The sequence below is a fragment of the Streptomyces sp. NPDC031225 genome, from assembly GCF_055570355.1.
The window spans coordinates 165,524-185,633 of record NZ_JBVIHJ010000015.1 but is presented as its reverse complement, the minus strand read 5'-3'; the positions used below and the strand labels follow the sequence as shown (position 1 = coordinate 185,633).

At 72.1% G+C, this 20,110-nt stretch carries 24 protein-coding genes; 11 read left to right on the top strand and 13 right to left on the bottom strand.

Annotated elements, in window-relative coordinates; translation table 11 throughout:
- From ACZ48Z_RS25555 to ACZ48Z_RS25540, 4 genes are all read right to left on the bottom strand, one after another.
- On the bottom strand, positions 1-762 hold the full coding sequence (locus ACZ48Z_RS25555) for an SDR family NAD(P)-dependent oxidoreductase (RefSeq protein WP_468738199.1): 762 nt from the start codon (positions 760-762) through the stop codon (positions 1-3).
- Between the two features lie 61 nt (positions 763-823).
- Positions 824-1,441, bottom strand: coding sequence for a TetR family transcriptional regulator (locus ACZ48Z_RS25550; protein ID WP_468738198.1), 618 nt, complete (start codon positions 1,439-1,441; stop codon positions 824-826).
- A gap of 324 nt (positions 1,442-1,765) precedes the next feature.
- The gene (locus tag ACZ48Z_RS25545; protein ID WP_468738197.1) at positions 1,766-2,722 is read right to left on the bottom strand and encodes an NAD-dependent epimerase/dehydratase family protein; all 957 of its coding nucleotides are present in this window, start codon (positions 2,720-2,722) and stop codon (positions 1,766-1,768) included.
- Positions 2,719-3,375: a ScbR family autoregulator-binding transcription factor gene (locus ACZ48Z_RS25540; protein ID WP_468738196.1), complete on the bottom strand. Its 657-nt coding sequence runs from the start codon at positions 3,373-3,375 to the stop codon at positions 2,719-2,721. Before ACZ48Z_RS25540 ends, ACZ48Z_RS25545 begins: the two co-directional genes overlap by 4 nt.
- Positions 3,376-3,516: 141 nt before the next feature.
- Between ACZ48Z_RS25540 and ACZ48Z_RS25535 the strand changes: the two genes are divergently transcribed.
- Positions 3,517-4,458, top strand: coding sequence for a ScbA/BarX family gamma-butyrolactone biosynthesis protein (locus ACZ48Z_RS25535; protein WP_468738195.1), 942 nt, complete (start codon positions 3,517-3,519; stop codon positions 4,456-4,458).
- A 52-nt stretch (positions 4,459-4,510) separates the two neighbouring features.
- Here ACZ48Z_RS25535 and ACZ48Z_RS25530 read toward each other — a convergent pair whose 3' ends face one another.
- A complete protein-coding gene (locus ACZ48Z_RS25530; RefSeq protein ID WP_468738194.1) occupies positions 4,511-5,428 on the bottom strand; it encodes a LysR family transcriptional regulator in 918 nt (305 codons plus the stop codon).
- 141 nt (positions 5,429-5,569) lie between these two features.
- Here ACZ48Z_RS25530 and ACZ48Z_RS25525 point away from each other — a divergent pair, with 141 nt between their 5' ends.
- On the top strand, positions 5,570-6,649 hold the full coding sequence (locus ACZ48Z_RS25525) for a DMT family transporter (protein WP_468738193.1): 1,080 nt from the start codon (positions 5,570-5,572) through the stop codon (positions 6,647-6,649).
- 53 nt (positions 6,650-6,702) lie between these two features.
- Here ACZ48Z_RS25525 and efeB read toward each other — a convergent pair whose 3' ends face one another.
- The 3 genes from efeB to ACZ48Z_RS25510 form a co-directional block, all read right to left on the bottom strand.
- Complete coding sequence (gene efeB / locus ACZ48Z_RS25520; protein WP_468738192.1) at positions 6,703-7,977, bottom strand: iron uptake transporter deferrochelatase/peroxidase subunit; 1,275 nt, start codon at positions 7,975-7,977, stop codon at positions 6,703-6,705.
- Between the two features lie 62 nt (positions 7,978-8,039).
- A complete protein-coding gene (gene efeU, locus ACZ48Z_RS25515; protein WP_468738191.1) occupies positions 8,040-10,067 on the bottom strand; it encodes an iron uptake transporter permease EfeU in 2,028 nt (675 codons plus the stop codon).
- A 217-nt stretch (positions 10,068-10,284) separates the two neighbouring features.
- Complete coding sequence (locus tag ACZ48Z_RS25510) at positions 10,285-10,986, bottom strand: hypothetical protein (protein WP_468738190.1); 702 nt, start codon at positions 10,984-10,986, stop codon at positions 10,285-10,287.
- A gap of 65 nt (positions 10,987-11,051) precedes the next feature.
- Here ACZ48Z_RS25510 and ACZ48Z_RS25505 point away from each other — a divergent pair, with 65 nt between their 5' ends.
- Positions 11,052-11,345, top strand: a complete 294-nt coding sequence (locus ACZ48Z_RS25505) for a MerR family transcriptional regulator (protein ID WP_468738189.1) — start codon at positions 11,052-11,054, stop codon at positions 11,343-11,345.
- Positions 11,346-11,498: 153 nt separating this feature from the next.
- On the opposite strand, the gene ACZ48Z_RS25500 is transcribed toward ACZ48Z_RS25505, so the two are convergent.
- Positions 11,499-11,957, bottom strand: a complete 459-nt coding sequence (locus tag ACZ48Z_RS25500; protein WP_468738188.1) for a MarR family winged helix-turn-helix transcriptional regulator — start codon at positions 11,955-11,957, stop codon at positions 11,499-11,501.
- A gap of 63 nt (positions 11,958-12,020) precedes the next feature.
- Between ACZ48Z_RS25500 and ACZ48Z_RS25495 the strand changes: the two genes are divergently transcribed.
- Positions 12,021-12,389, top strand: a complete 369-nt coding sequence (locus tag ACZ48Z_RS25495; protein WP_468738187.1) for a VOC family protein — start codon at positions 12,021-12,023, stop codon at positions 12,387-12,389.
- On the opposite strand, the gene ACZ48Z_RS25490 is transcribed toward ACZ48Z_RS25495, so the two are convergent.
- Positions 12,359-12,784 carry a hypothetical protein gene (locus tag ACZ48Z_RS25490; protein ID WP_468738186.1) on the bottom strand — a complete coding sequence of 142 codons (426 nt, stop codon included), beginning with the start codon at positions 12,782-12,784 and terminating at the stop codon, positions 12,359-12,361. The two genes, ACZ48Z_RS25495 and ACZ48Z_RS25490, sit on opposite strands and share 31 nt — an antisense overlap.
- Before the next feature lie 417 nt (positions 12,785-13,201).
- Here ACZ48Z_RS25490 and ACZ48Z_RS25485 point away from each other — a divergent pair, with 417 nt between their 5' ends.
- The 6 genes from ACZ48Z_RS25485 (at position 13,202) to ACZ48Z_RS25460 (ending at position 17,370) form a co-directional block, all read left to right on the top strand.
- On the top strand, positions 13,202-13,405 hold the full coding sequence (locus ACZ48Z_RS25485) for a hypothetical protein (RefSeq protein WP_468738185.1): 204 nt from the start codon (positions 13,202-13,204) through the stop codon (positions 13,403-13,405).
- Between the two features lie 124 nt (positions 13,406-13,529).
- Positions 13,530-13,925, top strand: coding sequence for a TOBE domain-containing protein (locus ACZ48Z_RS25480; protein WP_468738184.1), 396 nt, complete (start codon positions 13,530-13,532; stop codon positions 13,923-13,925).
- Between the two features lie 301 nt (positions 13,926-14,226).
- Positions 14,227-15,054 carry a molybdate ABC transporter substrate-binding protein gene (gene modA, locus ACZ48Z_RS25475; protein ID WP_468738183.1) on the top strand — a complete coding sequence of 276 codons (828 nt, stop codon included), beginning with the start codon at positions 14,227-14,229 and terminating at the stop codon, positions 15,052-15,054.
- Entirely contained in the window at positions 15,051-15,857 is an 807-nt protein-coding gene (gene modB, locus ACZ48Z_RS25470) for a molybdate ABC transporter permease subunit (RefSeq protein ID WP_468738182.1), read from the top strand. The genes modA and modB overlap by 4 nt, the downstream gene beginning before the upstream one ends.
- Positions 15,854-17,038: an ABC transporter ATP-binding protein gene (locus ACZ48Z_RS25465; protein WP_468738181.1), complete on the top strand. Its 1,185-nt coding sequence runs from the start codon at positions 15,854-15,856 to the stop codon at positions 17,036-17,038. Before modB ends, ACZ48Z_RS25465 begins: the two co-directional genes overlap by 4 nt.
- A 143-nt stretch (positions 17,039-17,181) precedes the next feature.
- Positions 17,182-17,370 (top strand): hypothetical protein, encoded by a 189-nt coding sequence (locus tag ACZ48Z_RS25460; protein WP_468738180.1) that lies wholly within the window; start codon positions 17,182-17,184, stop codon positions 17,368-17,370.
- Positions 17,371-17,598: 228 nt separating this feature from the next.
- Here ACZ48Z_RS25460 and ACZ48Z_RS25455 read toward each other — a convergent pair whose 3' ends face one another.
- Entirely contained in the window at positions 17,599-18,036 is a 438-nt protein-coding gene (locus tag ACZ48Z_RS25455) for a DUF6299 family protein (protein ID WP_468738179.1), read from the bottom strand.
- Positions 18,037-18,277: 241 nt separating this feature from the next.
- Here ACZ48Z_RS25455 and ACZ48Z_RS25450 point away from each other — a divergent pair, with 241 nt between their 5' ends.
- Positions 18,278-18,472, top strand: coding sequence for a DUF5999 family protein (locus ACZ48Z_RS25450; RefSeq protein WP_468738178.1), 195 nt, complete (start codon positions 18,278-18,280; stop codon positions 18,470-18,472).
- Between the two features lie 59 nt (positions 18,473-18,531).
- Here the strand turns inward: ACZ48Z_RS25450 and ACZ48Z_RS25445 are convergent, their stop codons facing one another.
- Positions 18,532-18,930: a RidA family protein gene (locus tag ACZ48Z_RS25445; RefSeq protein WP_468738177.1), complete on the bottom strand. Its 399-nt coding sequence runs from the start codon at positions 18,928-18,930 to the stop codon at positions 18,532-18,534.
- Positions 18,927-20,090: an acyl-CoA dehydrogenase family protein gene (locus tag ACZ48Z_RS25440; RefSeq protein WP_468738176.1), complete on the bottom strand. Its 1,164-nt coding sequence runs from the start codon at positions 20,088-20,090 to the stop codon at positions 18,927-18,929. Before ACZ48Z_RS25440 ends, ACZ48Z_RS25445 begins: the two co-directional genes overlap by 4 nt.
- Between the last annotated feature and the right edge of the window lie 20 nt (positions 20,091-20,110).

Here is a 20,110-nt window from a genome sequence, read left to right as displayed (position 1 = left end):
TCAGCGCAGGTGGGAGGCTCCGTTGACGTCGAGTACGGCGCCGCTGCACCACTCGGCGCGGGCGCTGCTCAGCCAGGCCACGGCGGCCGCGACATCCGAGGGCACGGCGATCCTGCCGAGCGGACTCTGGCTGCGCACCTCCTCCTCGACGGCTCCGACGAGCATGGGTTCCGTGAGGTCGGTGCGGACGAATCCCGGCGCCACGGCGGTGACCGCGATACCGAGCGGTCCCAGCGACTGGGCGAGCGACTGGGTCAGCGCGTGCAGGGCGGCCTTGGTCGCCCCGTAGGCGGGGGCGTCCGGTTCACCCCGGTAGGCGCCGCGCGAGCCGACGTTGATGATGCAGGCGCCCTGCGGTCCCTGCAGCCGGTGCCGCAGATGGTCGACCAGGCACCAGATCAGATCGGCCGGGCCGAGCAGATTGACGTCGACCAGGCGCCGCCAGTCGGCCTGCCAGTCCTCGTAGGAGGTGGTGGCGACGGGCTGCTCGGTGTACACACCCGCGTTGTTGACGAGCACGTCGACCGTGCCGAGGCCGGCGACCGCGGAGTCGATGATCTCCCGGGCCGCGCCGGGTGTGCCGACGTCGCCGGTGACCACGATGTGGCCGGTGCCGGGCAGGGCGTCGAGCACGGCCTCCGCGGCCTCGGAATCGGCACGGCAGTGCACGGCCACGCGGTGCCCGGTGGTGGCGAGTTCGGTCGCGATGGCGGCCCCGATGCCCCGGGAACCGCCGGTGACGAGCGCGCAGCGTCGAGTCATGGATCGAGCCTTTTCGTGGAGGAGTTCAGGTGGGGGGGATCGGTCGGGGAATCGGTGGGGGTCAGGACGGTTCGCACATGGCGGAGGCGTCGGCCGGACACTCGTCGGCGTCGAGCGGTGGGTCGGGGACGAGCACCAGGGCCCACAGGCACTCCAGTTGGGTGAGCACCTCCTTGCCGGTGCGTCCCTCCCGCAGGGCCGCCTCGGCGCCGGTCGTCAGGTAGACGGCCAGCAGTTCCAGTTCCTCGGGCCGGGGCCGGAGGCCGGGTCCGGGCGGTTCGGGGGCGGCGGCCACCAGGTCACGCAGGACGGCCCGCCAGACGGTGTGCCACTGGGACGGCACGGCCCGCTCCTGGGTGAGCCGGGCCGCCGCGCGGACGGTGACCTCCTCCTCCAGCAGCCGGGCCACGACGAGGGTGAACTCGACGACGGGCAGGAGCGTGCCCATCCGTGCGAGCCGGGCCAGTGTCCGGCGGGTGATGGCCTCGGCCTCCTGGCAGACCGCGATCGCCAGGTCCGCCTTGGCGCGGAAGTGGAAGGTGAGCGCGCCCATCGTCATGCCGCAGGCCCGGTGCACGGCGGACAGTGATGTCCCGGCGTATCCGTGCCGGTCGAACTCGATGGCCGCCGCCGCGATCAGCGCCTGGCGGGTGCGCTCCGCTCTCAGCTGCTTCACCATGGGCCTGACCTCGGTATTCATCACGGGAACTGACTCTCACGGGCCGCCCGGGCAACGGTGTGCGCAGGTGCCCGGGAAAGGGCCCGCCGTCGGTCTCCCGCCCGCTCGCAGCGCTGTGGACGACGGGAGGCACGGGGCCCGGTCCTGCGAACGTACCGCCGGTCGTCTCCGCGGACGCCTCCCGTGCCCGGCTCCGCGACGACTTGGCCAAGTTGGGCGCGACTTCCCCGACTTCCACCCGGGTTCCACACAACTGCCCGGTTCCGCAAAGGACTTCGGTGGTGAGGTGCGGGGCGCACCGGTGCGGGCGGCCCGCCGGCCCGCTCAGCCCGCCGCGAGGTGTGCCCGGTACCAGGGCGCCGCCTCGGCCAGCCGGTCCAGTGGACCGGGAGCCGGTGCGCATCCCGCGAGCCGCCAGATCTCCTCGCTGTCGTACCAGTGGTCGCGCGCCAGCAGCGCGAACTGTCTCTCACTGATACGGCCGGGCACCTCCCGGAGCCGCGCCAGGCACTGTTCCCAGGACCAGTCGTCGGAGACCGACGGCAGTACGTCCAGCTCCGCGAGCCTCGTCATGAGGTCGCCGTTGCGCACCGGCACCGGGTGGCCGGCGTGGAAGACCCCGGCGGGCACGGCGTCCGGTGCCGTGGCCAGGACCGCGATCAGCCGCGCCAGTTCCTCGACGGCCACGACGGAGATCCGGCCGCGCCCGCCGTCCCAGCGGGCCGGGACCCGCCGGAGCAGTTCGCCGAGTCCGGGCACGACCCAGCGGTCCCCCGCACCGAGGACGAGACCGGGCCGCAGCACCACGGCACCCGCGTCGAGCGCGATCCGCTCGGCGGCGAGCCGGGTCCGGCTGGCCGCCGACACGGGCGCGGGCGTGACCCCGTCGACGGGGATGCCGCGGTGCGGCCCGGGCCCGTAGACCGCCGCTGTGGACAGGTGCACGATGCGCCCCACCCCGGCGCGCCGGGCCTCGGCGACGACGGCCCGGGTCCCGTCGACGTTGGTCCGCTCGCACTCCCGCTCCGAGCCGTCGACACGCGCGGCGAGGTGGACGAGGACGTCCGCGCCGTCCGCCGCCCCGGCCAGTGACGCGGGGTCGGACAGGTCCGCGCGCCTCCACTCCACGCCTGTCCGCTCCGGCCGGTCGGCCGGAACGGCGCGGGCGAGGGCGCGCACCTCCACGTCGAGGCCGTCCTCCCGCTCACGGAGCAGCCGGCTGAGCACCGCCCCGCCGACGAACCCCGTCGCGCCGGTCAGCAGCACCTGAACGGGTTTCACGAGGCAGCCTTTCCCGCGTCGCCGCCCGGCGCCGTGCGCTCGCGGGCGTTGTCCGGGAACTCCAGCGTGGCGACGACGTCCGCCGGCGCGAGGGCCGGCAGCAGACATCGCAGCATGCTCTCTATGCGTTCGGGCAGGTCGCCCCGGGCGCTGGAGAGCCGCGACATGATCTGCGTACCGGTGTACGCGGCCACGATCACCTGGGCGAACGCGACCTCGTCGACCTCCGGATGCAGCTGGCCCAGGTCGCGCGCCTCGGCCAGGTGGGTGCCGAACTGCTCGGCCCACCAGTCGTAGATCGAGTAGTTGAGCAGGTTCACCTCGCTCTGCTCGACGGCGAGCCGGACGCCGGCGCGGAACAGGACGTTGGAACGCATCTCCACGGCCAGGTACTGACACACGTCGATGAGCTGCTGCAGCCCCTGCTTGCCGCTGGGCCACTTCAGCTCGGCCGCCTGCTCGACGATGACCGCGCGGGCCAGTTCCTCCTTCGACTTGAAGTGGAAGTACATGGCTCCGGTAGTGGTCTCGGCCCTCTTCAAGATCGCGTTCAGACCTGCGCCGTGGTATCCGACCTGGTCGAACATCTCTGCGGCCGCGGAGATGAGCGCCGCCCGGGTCCGCTCCGCCCGTTCCTGCCGTTGTCGCGCCATCGGCGGACTCCTTGATTCCTGTAGACAAACAAAAAGAACGACCTCTATTTTATTCACGTCGACGCCACCTTGTCACCGCGTGCGTCGACGCTTCATCTGCGCGTGCCCAATTCGGAAGTCACCGCACCAGGGGGGAACACCATGTCCATCGACCTCGCCCAGCACAGCCTCGCAAGTCGTTTTGAGCCGGTTTCGGCCGATCACACGCACAAGACGAACCAGGACGAGATGCTGCTGCGCGGATGGCGGCGGACCGGGTCCGACACCTTCACGGTGACGGCCGCCTGGCCCGCCGCACACCGGTTCTACGTCAGCCGTCTGGGCCTGTACGACCCGCTCCTGCTCAGCGAGACCGTACGCCAGACGCTGCCGCTGCTGTCCCACGGCGCCTACCAGGTGCCGTTCGGCCACCAGCTGCTGTGGAAGGACTTCAGCTGGACGCTCGACCCCTCGGCCGCACAGGCCGACGGCGGCCCGGCCGAGCTGACGCTGCACATCAGCTGCCACGACGTGGCGTACCGCCGCGACCGCGCCTCCGCGATATCCCTGACCGTCGAGGTCGAACGGGACGGCCACCCCATGGCCACCGCCCACTCGCGCTTCACCATCCAGGACCGCACGGTCTACAACCGGCTGCGCGGAGGGTACGCCGACGCCACCGCGGCCACCGCGCGTGCCGTGCCGCTGCCGCCGCCGGCCGGTCTGTCGCCCTTCGGCCGCGACCGCTTCGAGGACGTGGTGCTCGCCGCGACCGACCGGCCCGATCACTGGCAGCTGAGGGTCGACACGACCCACCCCGTCCTCTTCGACCACCTCGTCGACCACGCTCCCGGCATGCTGCTCCTCGAAGCCGCCCGCCAGGCGGCCCTGGCCACCGCGCACCCACGGCCGATGGCCGTCACGGGCATGGACTCGGACTTCGTCAGGTACGCCGAGATGGACGTCCCCTGCCTGCTGGAGGCCGAGCGGCTCACGGAGCCCGACCGGGTCCGGGTCAGCGCCCGGCAGCACGACCGGGAGATCTTCTCCAGTGTCGTGACCCTGACCGACGTACCCGCCGCGGCCACCGCGCCCGCCGCCTGACATGCGCGTCCGCCGCCGGCCCGCCCGACGGACCGAGCCGGACGGACCGCGGTCAGTGCGCCGCGGGTCCATCGGACGGGCCGGTGGCCGCCGCGTCTCGCAGCGCCGTCAGCAGGCCGCGCAGGGCGGGCTGGTCCAGGGCGGTCTCGCGGGCGACCGCCGAGATCACCCGGACCGGCTCGGGGTTGCGGACCGGCCGTACGACGACCCCAGGGTGCCGGCCGCGCAGCCCCAGCATCGGCATCAGCCCGACACCGAGGCCGGCCGCGACGAAGCCCTGCGCGGTGGCGTAGTCCTCGCTGCGGATGACGAAGTCGGGGGTGAAGCCGGCCGCCGCACAGGAGTCGATCACCGGTTCCAGACAGGGGCCGGGAGGCTCGCTGCCGACCCACTGCTCACCGGACAGCTCGTTGAGGTCGATGACCTCCTTGCCCGCGAGGGGATGACCGAGGGGCAGTACGGCGGCGTACGGGTCGTCGAGCAGGTGGACGAGCCGGAAGCCGTCGACGACGCGGTCGCGCGCCTGGACGACCACCGCCAGGTCGGCCCGGCCGCGCACCATCTCCTGGAACGGGTCCTCCGGGTCGGCGAGTTCGAGGTCGACCCGCACACCGGGGTGTTCCGTTCGCAGCCGTGCCAGGGCGGGGGCCACCAGCGTGGAGCCCGCCGTGGCGAAGTACCGGACCGACAGACTGCCGATGCGTCCGGCACGGAGGTCCGCGAGGGCGGTCTCCGCCTGGGCGACCGCCGAGCTGATCAGGGCCGCGTGCTCGGTGAGCAGCAGACCGGCGGGGGTGGGCCGCACGCCGCGGCCGACCCGTTCGAGCAGCGCGGTGCCGGCCTGTTTCTCCAGTGCCGCCACCTGCTGGCTGACGGCGGACGGTGTGTAGCCGAGGTGGGCCGCAGCCGCGGTGACCGTGCCACTGGTGACCACCGCGCGCAGGACCTGCAGTCGCCTCACGTCAAGCATGTAGTACAGCTTAACAGACTAGGTAGAACCATTTGCTTGTCCTCAAAGATTGTGTGGGGCATCTTCGAAGAAGCGGGATGGCACGGGCCGCAGGACCGGGCCGCGTACCGAGCCGCAGCCGACCGGATGGAGGAAAGCATCGTGAACAGCAGCAGTACACGGAGTCTGCGGGGCGGAGTGCGGGTGGCCGTGCTCGCCCTGCTCTGGGGCTCGACCTTCCTCTGGACCGAACTGGCGCTGCGCGGGCTCTCCCCGCTCCAGGTCACGTTCGTCCGCTGCGTCATCGGCGCGCTCGTCCTCACCGTCGCCTGCTACGCGACCGGCCGGCGCCTGCCTCGCGGAATCGCCGTCTGGCGTCACATCGTCGTCGCGGCCTTCTTCTGCAACGCGCTGCCCTTCGCGTTGTTCAGTCTGGGCCAGCAGACCGTCGACTCCGGCCTCGCGGGGGTCCTGAACGCCACGACTCCGCTGTGGTCGATCGCCCTCGGGCTCGCCCTCGGCTCGGAACGCGGACTGCGCCCGACCCGCCTGGCAGGTCTCCTGCTCGGCTTCGCCGGGACGATTCTCATCCTCGCGCCCTGGAAGTCGGCCGGGGCCACCGGATGGGGAGCGCTGGCCATCCTCGGCGCGGCCGCCAGTTACGCGGTCGCCTTCACCTACATGGGCCGCACCCTGGTGCGCAAGGGCACTCCCACCATCTCGCTCTCCGCCGCCCAGCTCGTCGCCGCGAGCGGGCTGACCGCCGTCGCGATGCCGGTCGGTGGCCTGGAGTCGATCGATCCCGGCCCGGCGGTCGTGATCACTGCCGTCGTCCTCAGCGTCTTCTGCACTGCGATCACTTTCCACCTCACCTACCGGATCATCAACGACGAGGGCGCCACCAACGCCGCGGTGGTCGGCTATCTGCTGCCCGTGGTCTCCGTTCTCCTCGGCGCGGTCGTCCTGGGCGAGAACCTGAGCGTCCGGGTCGTGCTGGGCATGGCCGTGGTCCTCGTGGCCGTCGGCATGACACGGCGGAACGCGGCGCCCGGCAAGCCCGCCGAACAGACCGTCGCCCTCGATGCAACGGCCCTGCCACCCGCGACCGGCACGGTCCCCGTTGCCGCGGCCGCCGACGGCCAGGCAGCCTTCGGCGCGGTCGACGCGGCACTGATCGGTACGACTCCTGGAACCGGCGGATCGCCCCTCGTGCAGGCTCACGGAGTCGACGTCGCCGGCTGAGTGAGGGTGCCGTTCGGCGAGTGGTGCCCGTCGGGCTCTCGCCGGGCGGCGGCTCACGTGGTCGTGAGTAGTTCCCGGCCCAGCCAGTCGGCGTCGTCGCGGACGCCGGGCAGGGCGAAGAAGTAGCCGCCGCCGGTCGGGGAGATGTAGTCGACGAGGGGTTCGTCGATCAGGCGGGTCTGGGTGGCCTCGAACTGTCGCCGTACGTCCTGCTGGTAGCAGCAGAAGGCCAGGCCCATGTCGAGGTTGCCGACGTCGTCGATGCCCCGGTCGTAGTTGTAACCCCGGCGCAGGATGCGGGAGTTGTCGGTCGTGGTGGTGCGTGGGTTGGCGAGGCGGATGTGGGCGTCGAGGGGGATCGCGGTGCCGTGCGGGTCCTTGGCGTACTGCGGGATGTCGGTCTCCCTGGCACCGTCGAGCGGGGCGCCGGTGTCCTTGCGGCGGCCGAACATGAGCTCCTGCTCGCTCAGGGAGACCCGGTCCCAGAACTCGACGAGCATGCGGATGACCCGGATGACCTGGTAGCTGCCGCCGTGCGCCCAGGCCGGCTCGCCCTGTCCGTCGCCCACCCACACGAGCCGGTTCATCGCGCGGGCCGAGGCCGCGTCCGGGTTGGCGATGCCGTCCTTGAAGCCGAGGAGGTTGCGCTGGGCGCCGCTCGGGCGCGGGCCGTTCTGGAAGCCGTCGATGCGCCACTTGATCTGCATCGCGCCCCGGGTGTGCTTGGCGATGTCGCGCAGGGCGTGCAGCACCACGTCCTGGCGGGCGGCGCAGATCTGCAGGGACAGGTCGCCGTGGCATTCGGCCGGGTTCAGGTTGTCGTTGGGGAAGGTGCGCATGGGGGTGAGCCGACGCGGTTTCGCCTTCGCGAGCCCGTAGCGGTCGTCGAACAGCGAGGCCCCGACGCCCACGGTGACCGTGAGCGCGTCGGCGGGGACGTCCGGGCCGAGGATGCCGTTGTCGGAGGGCGGGGCGCCGACGCCGAGGTCGCCGGGCGTGCCGCCGGTGGTGAGGAAGCGGGCCCGGGCGGTGATGGTGCGCAGCAGTTCCGTCAGCCCGGCGCGGTCCTCGGCGATGACGTCGAAGGAGACGAAGGTGGCCGCGGCCGGTGCCGGGGTGAGGATGCCCGCCTGATGGGCGCCGTGGAAGGGGACCTTGGCCGTGTCGGTGGCGTCCGCGGCCTGCGCCTGGGCCGTGCCGCCGCTCTCGGCGAGGGCGAAGGCGCCGCCTGCCAGGGCCGCTCCGGCGGCACCGGCGCCCAGCGCCCGCTTCACGAAGGAGCGGCGGCCGGCGCCCGCGGGGCAGCCTGATGCTTCGGTGGACGGCATGGGGTGGTTCCCTTCCGGGCGCTCGTGGTCTTCGTTTTCCAGGCGGTCGTGGTGTTCGTTCGTCACGCCGACTTCCTGATCTCGAGCAGGTCCGGCACGGGTGCGAGGTCCTCCAGGAGCTGTCCGGTGGCGCCGTTCAGCCCGGCTCGCGTGGTCCCGTCCAGGCGGTCGACCGGGGTCCAGTGGCCGCCGTGGTGCGCGGAGTCGAGCAGTTTCTGCACCCGGGCGATGTCGGCGTCGACGGTGGGCAGCAGGTGCGGGGCCCGGCCGGTCAGCAACGGCCGCAGTACGGCGAGGAGTTCACGGGTGCCGCTGAGGTTGGCGTCGGCGGTGGCGAGCTCGGTGCCGCTGCCCTGGCCGGCGTCGCCGGTCAGTTCGAACTGGAGCGTGTTCTCCAGGATCTCGTGGGCGCGCAACGGCAGGTCGCCGGGGTCGAAGTCCTGGGTGGGGAACGCCTTGCGCAGTCCGGCGGTGTCGGCCGCGAGCTGCCGGGCGGACGCGGTCAGCTCCTTCGCCGACTGACCGTGCCACAGCCCGTACTCGATCCGGAGGAAGCCGGTGAAGTCCTTGTCGTGCACGCCACCCGGGAGCCCGTCGGGCCTGCCGTCGATCTTCTGGTCGTAGTCCTGGAAGGTGCCGTAGGCGGCGCCGAGCGAGGCGTAGGTGCGGTGTGCGGTCAGCCAGTCCGCGCGGGCCGCGCCCAGCCGGCCGCCGTCGATGTCGTCGCCGAGCCGCCGGGTCTGGCTGACGAGGGTGGCCAGACCCCGCTCGACGTATGTCTTGTACGAGGTGAGCGGCGCCGCGAGATCGGCGGCGGAGACCGGCACGACCGCCGTGCTCCCGGTGCCGGAGCCGGCGACCCGGACCGCGCGGGAGGTGACCGCCTTGCCGCTGCCGGGGACGCAGCGCCACGCGTAGGTGCCGCCGCCGACGGTCGCCACCAGGGCCCGGGTGGTGCCGGGGGCGAGGCCCTCGACCTCGCCGTAGACCGCGTCGGTGGCCGGGTCGACGAGGTACACCTCGGAGGTCTTGTCGCCGGTGTTGTGCATCTGGAAGGTCTGCCGTCCGGGCTTCGGCGCCCTGAAGCCCTTGCCGCAGTCCGTCTGCGACACGGCGACGGTCTGCGCCCCGGCGGGCGGGGAGTCGCCGAGGGCGACGGCGAGTCCCGCCAGGACCGCGGGCCCGGCGACCAGCGCGACGGGCACCACCCAGGGCGGCCGACGGCGGCCGGGAGCCAGAGGCCTCGCCCGCTGCGCCTTCGCGGCGGGCTCGGCCGTCCGGGGCGTGGCGCCGCGCAGGAAGAGGGTCATCACCACGGCGAGATAGCCGACGTATCCGACGACCTGCAGCCAGGTCATCGTCGGCGTCAGGTTGAACACGCCCTGGACGAGGGTGCTGTACCAGGAGCCCGCGTCGATGCTGCCGCCGAGATCGACGGCGTACGACGTCCCGCCGGGCAGGATCGCGCCCTCCTGCAGGTCGCGCAGCCCGTAGCCGAGCACGCCGGCCGCGATCACGATGAGGAGGGCGCCGGTCGCGGTGAAGAACTTCGTCAGGTCGATGTGCAGGACACGGCGGTACAGACCCCAGCACAGGCCCGCCGCGAGGACCAGGCCGATGCCGGCGCCGGTCAGCGGTCCGGCGGACTCGCCGGCCGCGCGGGCCGTGGTCCACAGGAACAGCGCGGTCTCCAGGCCCTCGCGGCCCACCGCCAGGAACGACGTGACGATCAGCATGCCCGCGCCCATGCCCAGCGCCCCGGTGACCTTCTCCCGGATCTCGCCGGAGAAGGTCCGTGCGGAACGGCGCATCCAGAACACCATCGCGGTGACGAACCCGACCGCCACCACACTCAGCGCGCCGCCGAACGCCTCCTGAGCGGTGGCGGACAGGGCCGCGGCGGTGAAGGTCAGCACCGCTCCGAAGCTCAGGGCGAGCGATATGGCGGCCAGGACGCCCGTCCACACCTGCGGCAGCCGGGACCGTGCCCCGGCCCGCACCAGCGTGGCGACGAGGACGGAGACGATCAGCCCGGCCTCCAGGCCCTCCCGCAGCCCGATCAGGAAGCTCGGAAACGCGTCGTCCCACATGTGCTGCGGCCTCCCAGCCTGCTGAATGCCGGCCGCCGTCGTCTTGGTTAGCGAAGGCACGCCTTACTTACGCCGACCATCATGAGTGCATGTGTGCAGCCATCCGGTCATGCATCGGCAGTTATCCGGTCATGACCGCGCAAGGGAGCGGCAAAGATCGCTGCGGCGGGGGGTCGGCCCGGTGTCACGACAGCGCGAGGTCGAGGGGGCCCCTGGTTCAGCGTGGCGTTCCGTATCCGTGGATACTCGGGATCACCAGCTTTCCGCCGGTCTGTCCCGCCTGGTCGATGTCGGCGTCGTCCAGGCGCAGTCGGAGCTTGAGGCCGAGGTTCCCGACCGTGTCGTAGAGCCACTCCGGCACGGTGTCGGGAGTGAGGTGCAGGCGCAGGACGGGCGGTGCGGGAAGGTTTTCGACGCCGGAGACAGTGCCCGTCAGGCTCTCGACGTACATGGTGATGTCGTCGCCCTGGATCGTGGACGTCGAACCGGGTGCGCCGTCGATGTGCTGGATCTGCGGGCCGTCGGGTACCGCCATCTTCAGGTCGCGGATCGCGACTTCCGCCGCCGTGAACTTGAGTACCCGCCTGGGCCCGGCGGCCGTGTCCACGGTCACCACGCCGTGGAAGACGAGGTCGTGCAGTTCGAGGCGGCTCCCCTTCAGTTTCCACGCCTCGGCGGCGAAGCGGCCGGCGCTCGTCTCCTCGGGGGCCTTGAGAGCACTGATGTCGCAGGTGCGGTCGACCCCTGCGGACGGCTCCGGGGACTCGCGTCGGGGTGACGGCTCGGCAGTCCGGTGGCTGGGAGCAGACGGTACGGGCGTCATGGACGGCCCGGGCCGGGACGGCTCCGTGGCTTTCGGCGTCGGCACCACGCCGATGGCGAAGCGCTTCCAGTGGGTCTTGCCGATGGGCTGGGACATGGTGAGGTCCTTCGATGTCGAGGCGTGTGAATACACCGGGCCCAGGACTGATCGACCCTGACTCGGTGGCGGGGGAAGAGCGGCGGCCGGGTGCGGCCGTGGCGATGCCGTCGCGCCGGTCCGGGGCCCCGGTGGCGACCATCAAGCACTACCGGCGGGAAGGGCTGCTCCCCGAGGGCCGCGCACTGAACCCGACCGCGGTCGAGTACGGCGACGAGCACATCCAGCGGCTCCGGTCGATCCGTTCCCTCATCCAGCTCGGCGGGCCGTCCGTCGCACACACCCGTGAAGTAGAGGACGCGAACCACCGCCGCCACGATCGCCGCGCGTGCGGAGGGGGCGGGCCCGCGGGGGGCTGAGGAGCAGCGGGGCGGGGCATGGTGGGACGACCGGGGCGCGGCGGGTCGCGGTCGGGCAGCGACGGTACGCCAGTCGCGCTGTCGCCCGTGTGCGGTGGGGTTGTCAGAGGACCACGGTCGGGCGCGCGCGACGGAACGTGGCCCGGGAACGGGCTATGCGCCCTCACCGCTGTCGCGCAGGGAATGGATCATCCTCTGCAGGATCCGAAACGCGCCTGACTGTTCGGCCTCGGTCATGCCGGCCAGCATTCTGACCTCGACGGACCGGACCGCCGCGGTCGCCTTCTCAAGACTCCGTCGCCCGCGGGGCGTGAGCCGCGCGGGAAGAGCCTTCCCGACGGGCGCCTCCGCGGGCCTGGTCACGTAGCCCTCTCGTTCCAGGGTCTGGAGCAGCACGTTCATCGTCTGCCGCGTGACGAACGCGCCCCGCGCGAGCTCGGAGTTCGACAAGCCCGGTCGTTGAGCCAGCAGTTCGAGGCAGGAGTAGTGCGTCACGCTCATCCCGAGCGGCCGCAGCACCTCCTCCATGGCTGCGCGCAGGGCGCTCGACGCCTCTTTGAGCAGGTAGCCCAGTGACGTCTCCAGGTCGACACCGACACCGTCTTGATGCATGTCAGCATTCTGACATAGGTTGACCTGTGTCAGAAAACTGACACGAACAGAGGGAGCATCGCCATGCCCGCAACCGGCCCCGACTTCATCTCGCTCCAAGCGCGCGACCTCAACGCTTCACAGGCGTTCTACGAGCAGTACCTGGGCCTCGTCCGCTCGCAGGCAGGACCTCCGCACGCCGTGGTCTTCGAGACGAAGCCGATAGCGTTCGCGCTCCGGGACGTCGTTCCCGGCACCGATCTCGCATCCGTTGCCCAGCCCGGCATCGGCGCCGCGATCTGGCTGCACGCCACAGGCGTCCAGGCCATTCACGACGCTCTCGTGGCCGACGGTCACACCATCGTCTCCGCGCCGATCGACGGTCCCTTCGGTCGGACGTTCACCTTCGCCGACCCCGACGGCTACCAGGTCACTCTCCACGACCGCGCCTGATCGGCGAGACACCACTCCGTATCGCGTGCGGGCCCGGCAACCTGACCGAGGCACTCACTCTGTTCCGCGACCGGGTGCCCGAAGGCACTCGCCCGGCGTTTCCGGCGGTCCAGTCCCTGCCAGTCCCAGGCCCCGGCCTTGTCCCGCACCACCTCCATCACCGCCCCGGCCACCGCACGCATGCGCCGCTTGCGAAGGTCCAGTACCGGGGCGGGGTTCGACAGGCCGTACGAAACCAGGAGGTTCATCAGGGGCCAGAACGCGCCGGAGCGGGCCGGCAACTGGAACTCCCGGCCGTCGGGCGCCATGACCCTGGCCGTGGTGATCCCCGCGATGAGGTTGGTGCGGTTCCAGCCGACCACGTACGACCTGCCGTTCGGGCTGCCACGGAGCACCACCTCCTTGGTGTGGTGCAGGACCGCCGGACAGTCACCGGTGCCGGATCCTCGGGGACAGCGCGGGCCCACTCTGCCAACGCGCCGTACCGGGCGGCCGTTTCGGTGTCCGGGCGACGGAGGTCGATCGTGTCGCCGGCCTCGCGACACCTCCGGCCGACCGGGAGGTCCGCATCTGTCCCAGTTGGCGGACGGGACGTCGGGTCACCTCGGTCAGCCGGCCTTCGAGGTCGATCACCCGGCAGGTTCTCGTGCCCGCCAGCAGGGCGCTGCTCGGCCAGAGGACGGTGACCTTGCCGGGGCCCTCGGGTCCGACCGGTTCCACCAGGACGGCAAGACTGCCCGCGGTGATCGCCGACAGGCACAGAGGCGGCACCCTGCCACTCGCCGGTGGTTTCGAACTCCCCATGAACTCCGTTGGCGCATGGTCGCCGTAGTGCGTCGTGGTCCGTCAGCCCGCTGTCGGATGCGGTCGTCGCCGTCGACACCGCCCACGAGCACCCCGACCCGGTGCACCGGCTGGGCCGCTGGCAGCGCGAGCAACTCGACCGCCGGCGCGGCGGCGGGCGGATCGAGCACTCGCCGCTGCTCTGGGCGGCCATGACCTGCCTCGTGGCGTGACCGCGACACGGTCCGTGCGACCGTCGCCGACTGTCCGTACGACCGTGACCGTCGGTCCGTACGACTGCCGCCGGGAGGGAACGCGGCGGCACTCCGCGCGCGTTGATCGCCTATCTTGGCGCGTATGCAGTCCTACACGATCGGCCAGGCCGCCCGGCTGCTCGGCGTGAGCCCCGACACCGCGCGGCGGTGGGCGGACGCCGGGCGGGTGCCCACACACCGGGACGAGGGCGGCCGACGTCTCATCGACGGCAAGGATCTGGCCGCCTTCTCGGTGGAGCTGGCCAAGGGCGACGGTGGCGACGAGGAGACCTCCCACACGTCCGCCCGCAACGCCTTCCCCGGCATCGTCACCGCCGTGAAGCTGGGCGATGTCGCAGCCCAGGTCGAGATCCAGGCGGGCCCGCACAGGCTGGTGTCCCTGCTGACACGGGAAGCCGTGGAGGAGCTCGGCCTGGAGGTCGGGGTGGAGGCCATCGCCCGCGTGAAGTCGACGAACGTACACATCGACAGGGCCTGAACGGGGCTTCCCGCCTCACTCGGCGACCGGGCAGGAGTGCACGGCCGCTCCCGCCGACGCGCCTGCGTCGCCCGCCTCGCCTGTCGGACGAACCGGCCGTTCCGCAGGCCGGAACGGCACCCCGCGACCCGTCAGCCGACCGCACCCGGCCGCACCTCCCGTACGAACGCACATACCACCCTGCCGGATAAGGTTTCTTGCTCATGCGAAGCCACAGGAGACTTTCACCTCGCATCTGCGCCAGTATCATCCAGGACTGCAAGTACCCGTGTCCGCGAGGACCAGAGGGAGTGGACCCGTGATGACCCGTACCGTGCGCAGGAACCGCCTGAACCGCCGGAGTCTGTCGGCGGCCGGGGCAGGCGCCGCCGCGCTGCTGGCCCTGAGCGCCTGCTCCTCGTCCGACGCGGAATCCTCGTCGACGACGCCCGACTCCTCCACGTCGGCCAAGCTCTCCGGCACGGTGACCGTCTTCGCCGCCGCCTCGCTCAAGGAGAGCTTCACGACCCTGGGCAAGGAGTTCGAGCAGGCGCACCCCGGCACGAAAGTCACCTTCAGCTTCGGCGGCAGCGACTCCCTGGCCGCGAGCATCACCGGCGGCGCCCCCGCGGACGTGTTCGCCTCGGCCAGCCCCAAGACGATGAAGATCGTCACGGACGCGGGGGACGCCACCGGCACACCCGCCACCTTCGTGCGCAACCAGCTGGAGATCGCGACCCTGCCCGGCAACCCTGACAAGGTCGCGTCGCTGAAGGACCTCACGAACCCGGACCTGAAGGTCGTGCTGTGCGACAAGGAGGTGCCCTGTGGTGCCGCCGCCCAGAAGGCCCTGGACGCGAGCAGGCTGAAGCTCACACCGGTCTCCTACGAGCAGGACGTCAAGGCCGCGCTGACAAAGGTCGAGCTGAAGGAGGCCGACGCGGCCGTCGTCTACAAGACCGATGTGCGCGCGGCCGGTGACAAAGTGGAGGGCGTGGAATTTCCCGAGTCCGCCGACGCCGTCAACGACTACCCGATCACCCTCCTCAAGGGCACGCGGAACACGGACGCCGCCAAGGCGTTCGTCGCCCTCGTACGGTCCGCCGACGGACAGAAAGTCCTGAGCGAGGCCGGGTTCCTCAAGCCGTGACCCCGACCGACAGGCCCGACGGCGGCCGTGGCGTACCGCTGCCGCTGCTCGTGCCCGCGCTGATCGGCCTGGCGTTCCTGATCGTGCCGCTGGTCGCGTTGCTCGTACGGGCGCCCTGGCGCAGCATGCCCGGTCAGCTGACCAGCGTCGACGTGTGGCAGGCGCTCCAGCTGTCCCTGCTCTGCGCCACGGCCGCGACCGCGGTGAGCCTGGTCCTCGGGGTGCCGCTGGCCTGGCTGCTGGCCCGGGCCGAGTTCCCCGGCCGCGGTCTGGTCCGCGCCCTGGTGACGCTGCCGCTCGTGCTGCCGCCGGTCGTCGGCGGTGTCGCGCTGCTCATGGCGCTGGGCCGCAACGGCGTCGTGGGCAAGTGGCTGGACACCTGGTTCGGGATCACCCTCCCCTTCACCACCACCGGCGTCGTGATCGCGGAAGCCTTCGTGGCGATGCCGTTCCTCGTCATCAGCGTGGAGGGCACCCTGCGGGCCGCCGACCCGCGCTACGAGGAGGCGGCGGCGACCCTGGGCGCCTCCCGCTTCACCGCCTTCCGCCGGGTCACGCTGCCCCTGATCGCGCCGGGCATCGCGGCGGGCGCGGTACTGGCCTGGGCACGGGCGCTCGGCGAGTTCGGTGCGACGATCACCTTCGCCGGCAACTTCCCCGGCCGCACCCAGACCATGCCGCTCGCCGTATACCTCGCCCTCCAGAGCGACCCTGAAGCGGCCATCGCCCTCAGCCTGGTCCTGCTGGCCGTGTCCGTGGCGGTGCTGGCGGGACTGCGCGACCGTTGGATGACCGCGCGATGAACGGGACGGACGGGGACGGAATGTCCGGCACCGACGAGGACGCGACGACCGGGACCGGCACGAGCCGGACGACCGGGACCCCCGACATCCACTCCGACGCCGCCCACGACACCCGCTCCGACACCCGTCCCGACGCCGCCCCCAACGGCCTCGACGCCCGGCTCGTCGTGGCCCGCGGAAACTTCCGCCTCGACGTGTCACTGTCCGTCGCGCCCGGCGAGGTCGTCGCCCTGCTGGGTCCGAACGGTGCCGGAAAGACCACCGCCCTGCGCGCCCTCGCCGGTCTGACCCCGCTCACCGACGGTCATCTACGCCTGGACGGCGCCGCGTTGGAGGGTACGCCGCCGGAGTCCCGTCCGGTCGGCGTGGTCTTCCAGGACTATCTGCTCTTCCCGCATCTCACCGCCCTGGACAACGTCGCCTTCGGCCCGCGCTGCCAGGGCTCGACCAAGGCGGAGGCCCGCGCGCAGGCCACCGGGTGGCTGGACCGCATGGGTCTCACCGCCCACGCGGGCTCCAAGCCCCGCAAGTTGTCCGGCGGTCAGGCGCAACGCGTCGCCCTGGCCCGCGCGTTGGCCACCCGCCCCCGGCTGCTGCTCCTCGACGAGCCCCTGGCGGCCCTGGACGCCCGCACCCGCCTGGAGGTCCGCGCCCAACTCCGGCGCCATCTTGCCGAGTTCGAGGCCGTGGCCGTACTCGTCACGCACGATCCGCTGGACGCCATGGTCCTTGCCGACCGGCTCGTGGTCGTCGAGCACGGCGAGGTCGTCCAGGAGGGCGTCCCTTCCCACATCGCCCGTCATCCCCGTACGGACTACATCGCCCAACTGGTGGGCCTGAATCTGTACCGGGGCGAGGCCGACGGTCACACGGTCCGTCTCGGAACGGGGCCCGCCCTCACCACCACGGAGGACCTGTCGGGACCGGTCTTCGTGGCGTTCCCGCCGAGCGCCGTGACCCTGTACCGCGAGCCACCCGCCGGCTCCAGCGCCCGCAACCACTGGCGCTGCGAAGTGGTCGGCCTGGAGACCCACGGCGACCAGATCCGCGCCGACCTCACGGGCGAACTCCCCCTGGCGGCGGACCTCACGACGGTGGCCGCGGCCGAACTGGACCTGCACCCGGGGGCGGAGGTCTGGGCGGCGGTGAAGGCCACGCAGACACACGCGTACCCCGTCTGACCCACCCCACCGGCGCCCCTCCCCCACCCCGGACCGGCACCGCGTTCACCCGAACGGCCGGGGCGGCGCACAGTCGGTCCGCCGTCACCCGGACGGCGCCCCGGACAGGCTGTCCGGCCTGCCCGTTCCTAGCGTGAAGGCATGTGCGGTGCACCCACCCGGCCCACGCCGAGCCACCGCGTCACCGGCCCACGCCGGGCCACCGCGCCACCGGACTACCGGACTACCTGGCCACCCGGCCACCCGGCCACCCGGCCATCGGATCGAAGGAGGAGACCATGCCCTTGGGCAACCTCGAACAGACCTCCGACGCGATGGCGGGCATCCGATGACGGCCGCGGAGTCCCCGCCCGCCGTCCGGTGCGCGAGCCGGCACTCCGGACCGCGGGACGGGGAGGAGTGCGGTGCCCGCGCCCGGTTCGAGATCTCGTGCCACGCCCGGCCGCCGCTGATCGTGTGCCCTCAACACCTGGGCCCCGCCCTGCTGTTGGCGGACGGCGTGCGATGGCCCCCGGAGATCAGACTGGTGCGGTGAGAGCGCGGCGTCCGCTCCGCCGGACTCAGCTCTCCGTCAGGGTGATGTCCTGCTGCCCGACGGCGTGGAAGCGGGGCAACGGCAGTCCGCCCTGGGGGCTGAGTTCCATGAGGGTGGCCTCGACACGGGCCTGCCCCGGCTCCAGGGCGCCCGGAGTGGGCTTGCCGGTGTTCTCCCAGACGTGCTCGACGCCGTCGCACACCGCGCGGGTGCCGCCGATGCCCTGCCGGACCGAGGGGGAGCGCTGGCCCACGGAGGAACTGACGAACACGGGCCCCGTGCCGCCGGTGCAGCGGTAGGTACCGGAGAGCGTGACCGTGCCGTCCTCGGCGATACGGCCGACGGGGTCGACGGTGACCGTCTCGTTGGCGTCGGCGCTCGCGGGCAGCGCGGGAGCGGCGAGCAGGAAGAGCGCGGCACCGGCAGCAGCAGCGGCGGCGGTGAGGGCAGGGCGTACGAACATGGGGGTACCTCCCGAATCAGTGGAGTGAGCGCCTCCACTGCTACCGGGAACGTGTGCCGACAGCCGTGATCGTCACTCCTTCGGTGGCGAGTCCGCACCGAGCGTCGTGGAACCGTCCGAGAGTTGTCCGCGTGTTGTCACGCTTCACGTCGGGCCGTTCCGATGAGTTCGCGACGGGGGCATGGTCTACACATACGGATACGGACCCATAGGGACGGTCCTACGAATGTGGAGGTGCGCCATGTGTTCTCGCCGGTCTTCATGCGCTTCGTCCGACAGCGGCACCCCGCACGTCGTCGCCGCCCACCCCGAGCAGGGCTGGAACCTGCTGTGCACCGGCGCGATCGTCTTCGACGACACCGGCGAGCTGCTGCCCGACGGCCGGGTCGTCGCACCGCACCGAGAGCCGGTCGGCCGGCTGGCCGTCGCCGCCTGACCGCGCCGGCTCCCGGACCGGCCGCGTACGGTCCGGCGCACGTCGGCGACACCGACCGGCTAGGGCAGCACGGCGATGCCGTCGAGCTCCACCGCGGCCTGGTCGTCCCACAGCCGTACGACCTCCACGACGGCCATGGCCGGGTAGTCACGGCCGGCCAACTCCCGCCAGATACGGCCGAGTTCCCGGCCATGCGCGCGATACGCGGCGATGTCGGTGGCGTAGACGGTGACGCGGGCGAGGTCGGAGGGGGTACCGCCTGCGGCCGTGAGAGCGGCGAGGAGGTTGCTGAGGGCCTTCTCGAACTGCTCCGGCAGGGAACCGCCGACCACCTTCCCGTCGGCGTCCAGGGCCGTCTGCCCGGCCAGGAAGACCACTCGGGATCCGCCGGCGACCACCGCGTGCGAGAAGCCGGTGGGCGGGGACAGCCCGGGCGGATTGACACGCTCGACACTCATGAGACGTCCCCCGCAGCCACACCCTCCGCGGTGTGCGCCGCCGCCGAGCTCGCGTACAACTCCTTGGCGATGATGCCCCGTTGGACCTCGCTGGCCCCTTCGTAGATGCGCGGGGCGCGCACCTCCCGGTACAGGTGCTCCAGCAGATGGCCCCGTTGCAGGGCGCGTGCGCCGTGCAGTTGGACCGCGGAGTCGACGACGTACTGCGCGGTCTCGGTCGCGAGCAGCTTCGCCATCGCCGCCCGCTTGGGCACGTCCGGGGCACCTTCGTCGTACGCCGTCGCCGCCGCGTACACCATGAGGCGGGCCGCGTCCGTGCGCAGGGCCATCTCGGCGACCGTGTGCGCGACGCTCTGAAGGTCCCTCAGCTTGCCGCCGAAGGCGTCCCGTCGGGAGGTGTGCGCGAGGGTCGCGTCCAGCGCCGCCTGCGCCATCCCGACGGCGAAGGCGCCGACGCTGGGCCGGAACAGGTTGAGGGTGCCCATGGCGACCCGGAAGCCGCGGTCGACGTCGCCGAGGACGTCGTCGGCGCTCACCGGCACGGCGTCGAAGGCGAGGGCGCCGATGGGGTGCGGGGAGAGCATGTCGAGCGCGGTGCCGGTGAGTCCGGGACGGTCGGCGGGCACGAGGAAGGCGGTCACCCCACGGGCTCCGGCGCCGGGGGTGGTCCGGGCGAAGACCGTGCAGAAGTCGGCCTCGGGGGCGTTGGAGATCCAGCACTTCTCCCCCGTGAGCCGCCAGCGGGAAGGACCGTCGGGGACCGCCGACAGCGCGAGCGCCGCCGCGTCCGATCCCGCCCCGGGCTCGCTCAGCGCGAACGCGGCCACCGCGCCGCCCCGGCTCACCGCGGGCAGCCAGCGCTCCCGCTGGGCCGGGGTGCCGTGGGCGTGGACGGGATGTGCGCCCAGCCCCTGGAGGCCGAGGGCGGTCTCCGCCTCCGTGCAGGCGTACGCGAGGGACTCGCGCATCAGGCAGAGATCGAGCGCGGTGGATGTGAACAGCCTTTCCAGCAGGCCCAGTTCGCCGAGTTCGGCGACCAGCGGGCGGTTCACGCGGCCCGGCTCGCCCTTGTCCGCGAGCGGGCGCAGCCGTTCGGCGGCGAGGGTGCGCAGCTCCGCACACCAGGCGGTCTGTGACGGTTCGAGCGAGAATGCGGGCATTGCCGGTCCCCTCTCGACGG

Excerpts from the sequence above, each read along its gene's own strand:
- ACZ48Z_RS25555 (WP_468738199.1), bottom strand. The coding sequence starts at position 762 with ATGACTCGACGCTGCGCGCTCGTCACCGGCGGTTCCCGGGGCATCGGG.
- ACZ48Z_RS25500 (WP_468738188.1), bottom strand. The coding sequence starts at position 11,957 with ATGCATCAAGACGGTGTCGGTGTCGACCTGGAGACGTCACTGGGCTAC.
- ACZ48Z_RS25465 (WP_468738181.1), top strand. The coding sequence starts at position 15,854 with ATGAACGGGACGGACGGGGACGGAATGTCCGGCACCGACGAGGACGCG.
- ACZ48Z_RS25455 (WP_468738179.1), bottom strand. The coding sequence starts at position 18,036 with ATGTTCGTACGCCCTGCCCTCACCGCCGCCGCTGCTGCTGCCGGTGCC.
- ACZ48Z_RS25440 (WP_468738176.1), bottom strand. The coding sequence starts at position 20,090 with ATGCCCGCATTCTCGCTCGAACCGTCACAGACCGCCTGGTGTGCGGAG.
- ACZ48Z_RS25480 (WP_468738184.1), top strand. The coding sequence starts at position 13,530 with ATGCAGTCCTACACGATCGGCCAGGCCGCCCGGCTGCTCGGCGTGAGC.
- ACZ48Z_RS25445 (WP_468738177.1), bottom strand. The coding sequence starts at position 18,930 with ATGAGTGTCGAGCGTGTCAATCCGCCCGGGCTGTCCCCGCCCACCGGC.
- efeB (WP_468738192.1), bottom strand. The coding sequence starts at position 7,977 with ATGCCGTCCACCGAAGCATCAGGCTGCCCCGCGGGCGCCGGCCGCCGC.
- ACZ48Z_RS25450 (WP_468738178.1), top strand. The coding sequence starts at position 18,278 with ATGTGTTCTCGCCGGTCTTCATGCGCTTCGTCCGACAGCGGCACCCCG.
- ACZ48Z_RS25535 (WP_468738195.1), top strand. The coding sequence starts at position 3,517 with ATGTCCATCGACCTCGCCCAGCACAGCCTCGCAAGTCGTTTTGAGCCG.
- ACZ48Z_RS25530 (WP_468738194.1), bottom strand. The coding sequence starts at position 5,428 with ATGCTTGACGTGAGGCGACTGCAGGTCCTGCGCGCGGTGGTCACCAGT.
- ACZ48Z_RS25540 (WP_468738196.1), bottom strand. The coding sequence starts at position 3,375 with ATGGCGCGACAACGGCAGGAACGGGCGGAGCGGACCCGGGCGGCGCTC.
- modA (WP_468738183.1), top strand. The coding sequence starts at position 14,227 with ATGACCCGTACCGTGCGCAGGAACCGCCTGAACCGCCGGAGTCTGTCG.
- ACZ48Z_RS25495 (WP_468738187.1), top strand. The coding sequence starts at position 12,021 with ATGCCCGCAACCGGCCCCGACTTCATCTCGCTCCAAGCGCGCGACCTC.
- ACZ48Z_RS25510 (WP_468738190.1), bottom strand. The coding sequence starts at position 10,986 with ATGTCCCAGCCCATCGGCAAGACCCACTGGAAGCGCTTCGCCATCGGC.
- ACZ48Z_RS25550 (WP_468738198.1), bottom strand. The coding sequence starts at position 1,441 with ATGGTGAAGCAGCTGAGAGCGGAGCGCACCCGCCAGGCGCTGATCGCG.
- efeU (WP_468738191.1), bottom strand. The coding sequence starts at position 10,067 with ATGTGGGACGACGCGTTTCCGAGCTTCCTGATCGGGCTGCGGGAGGGC.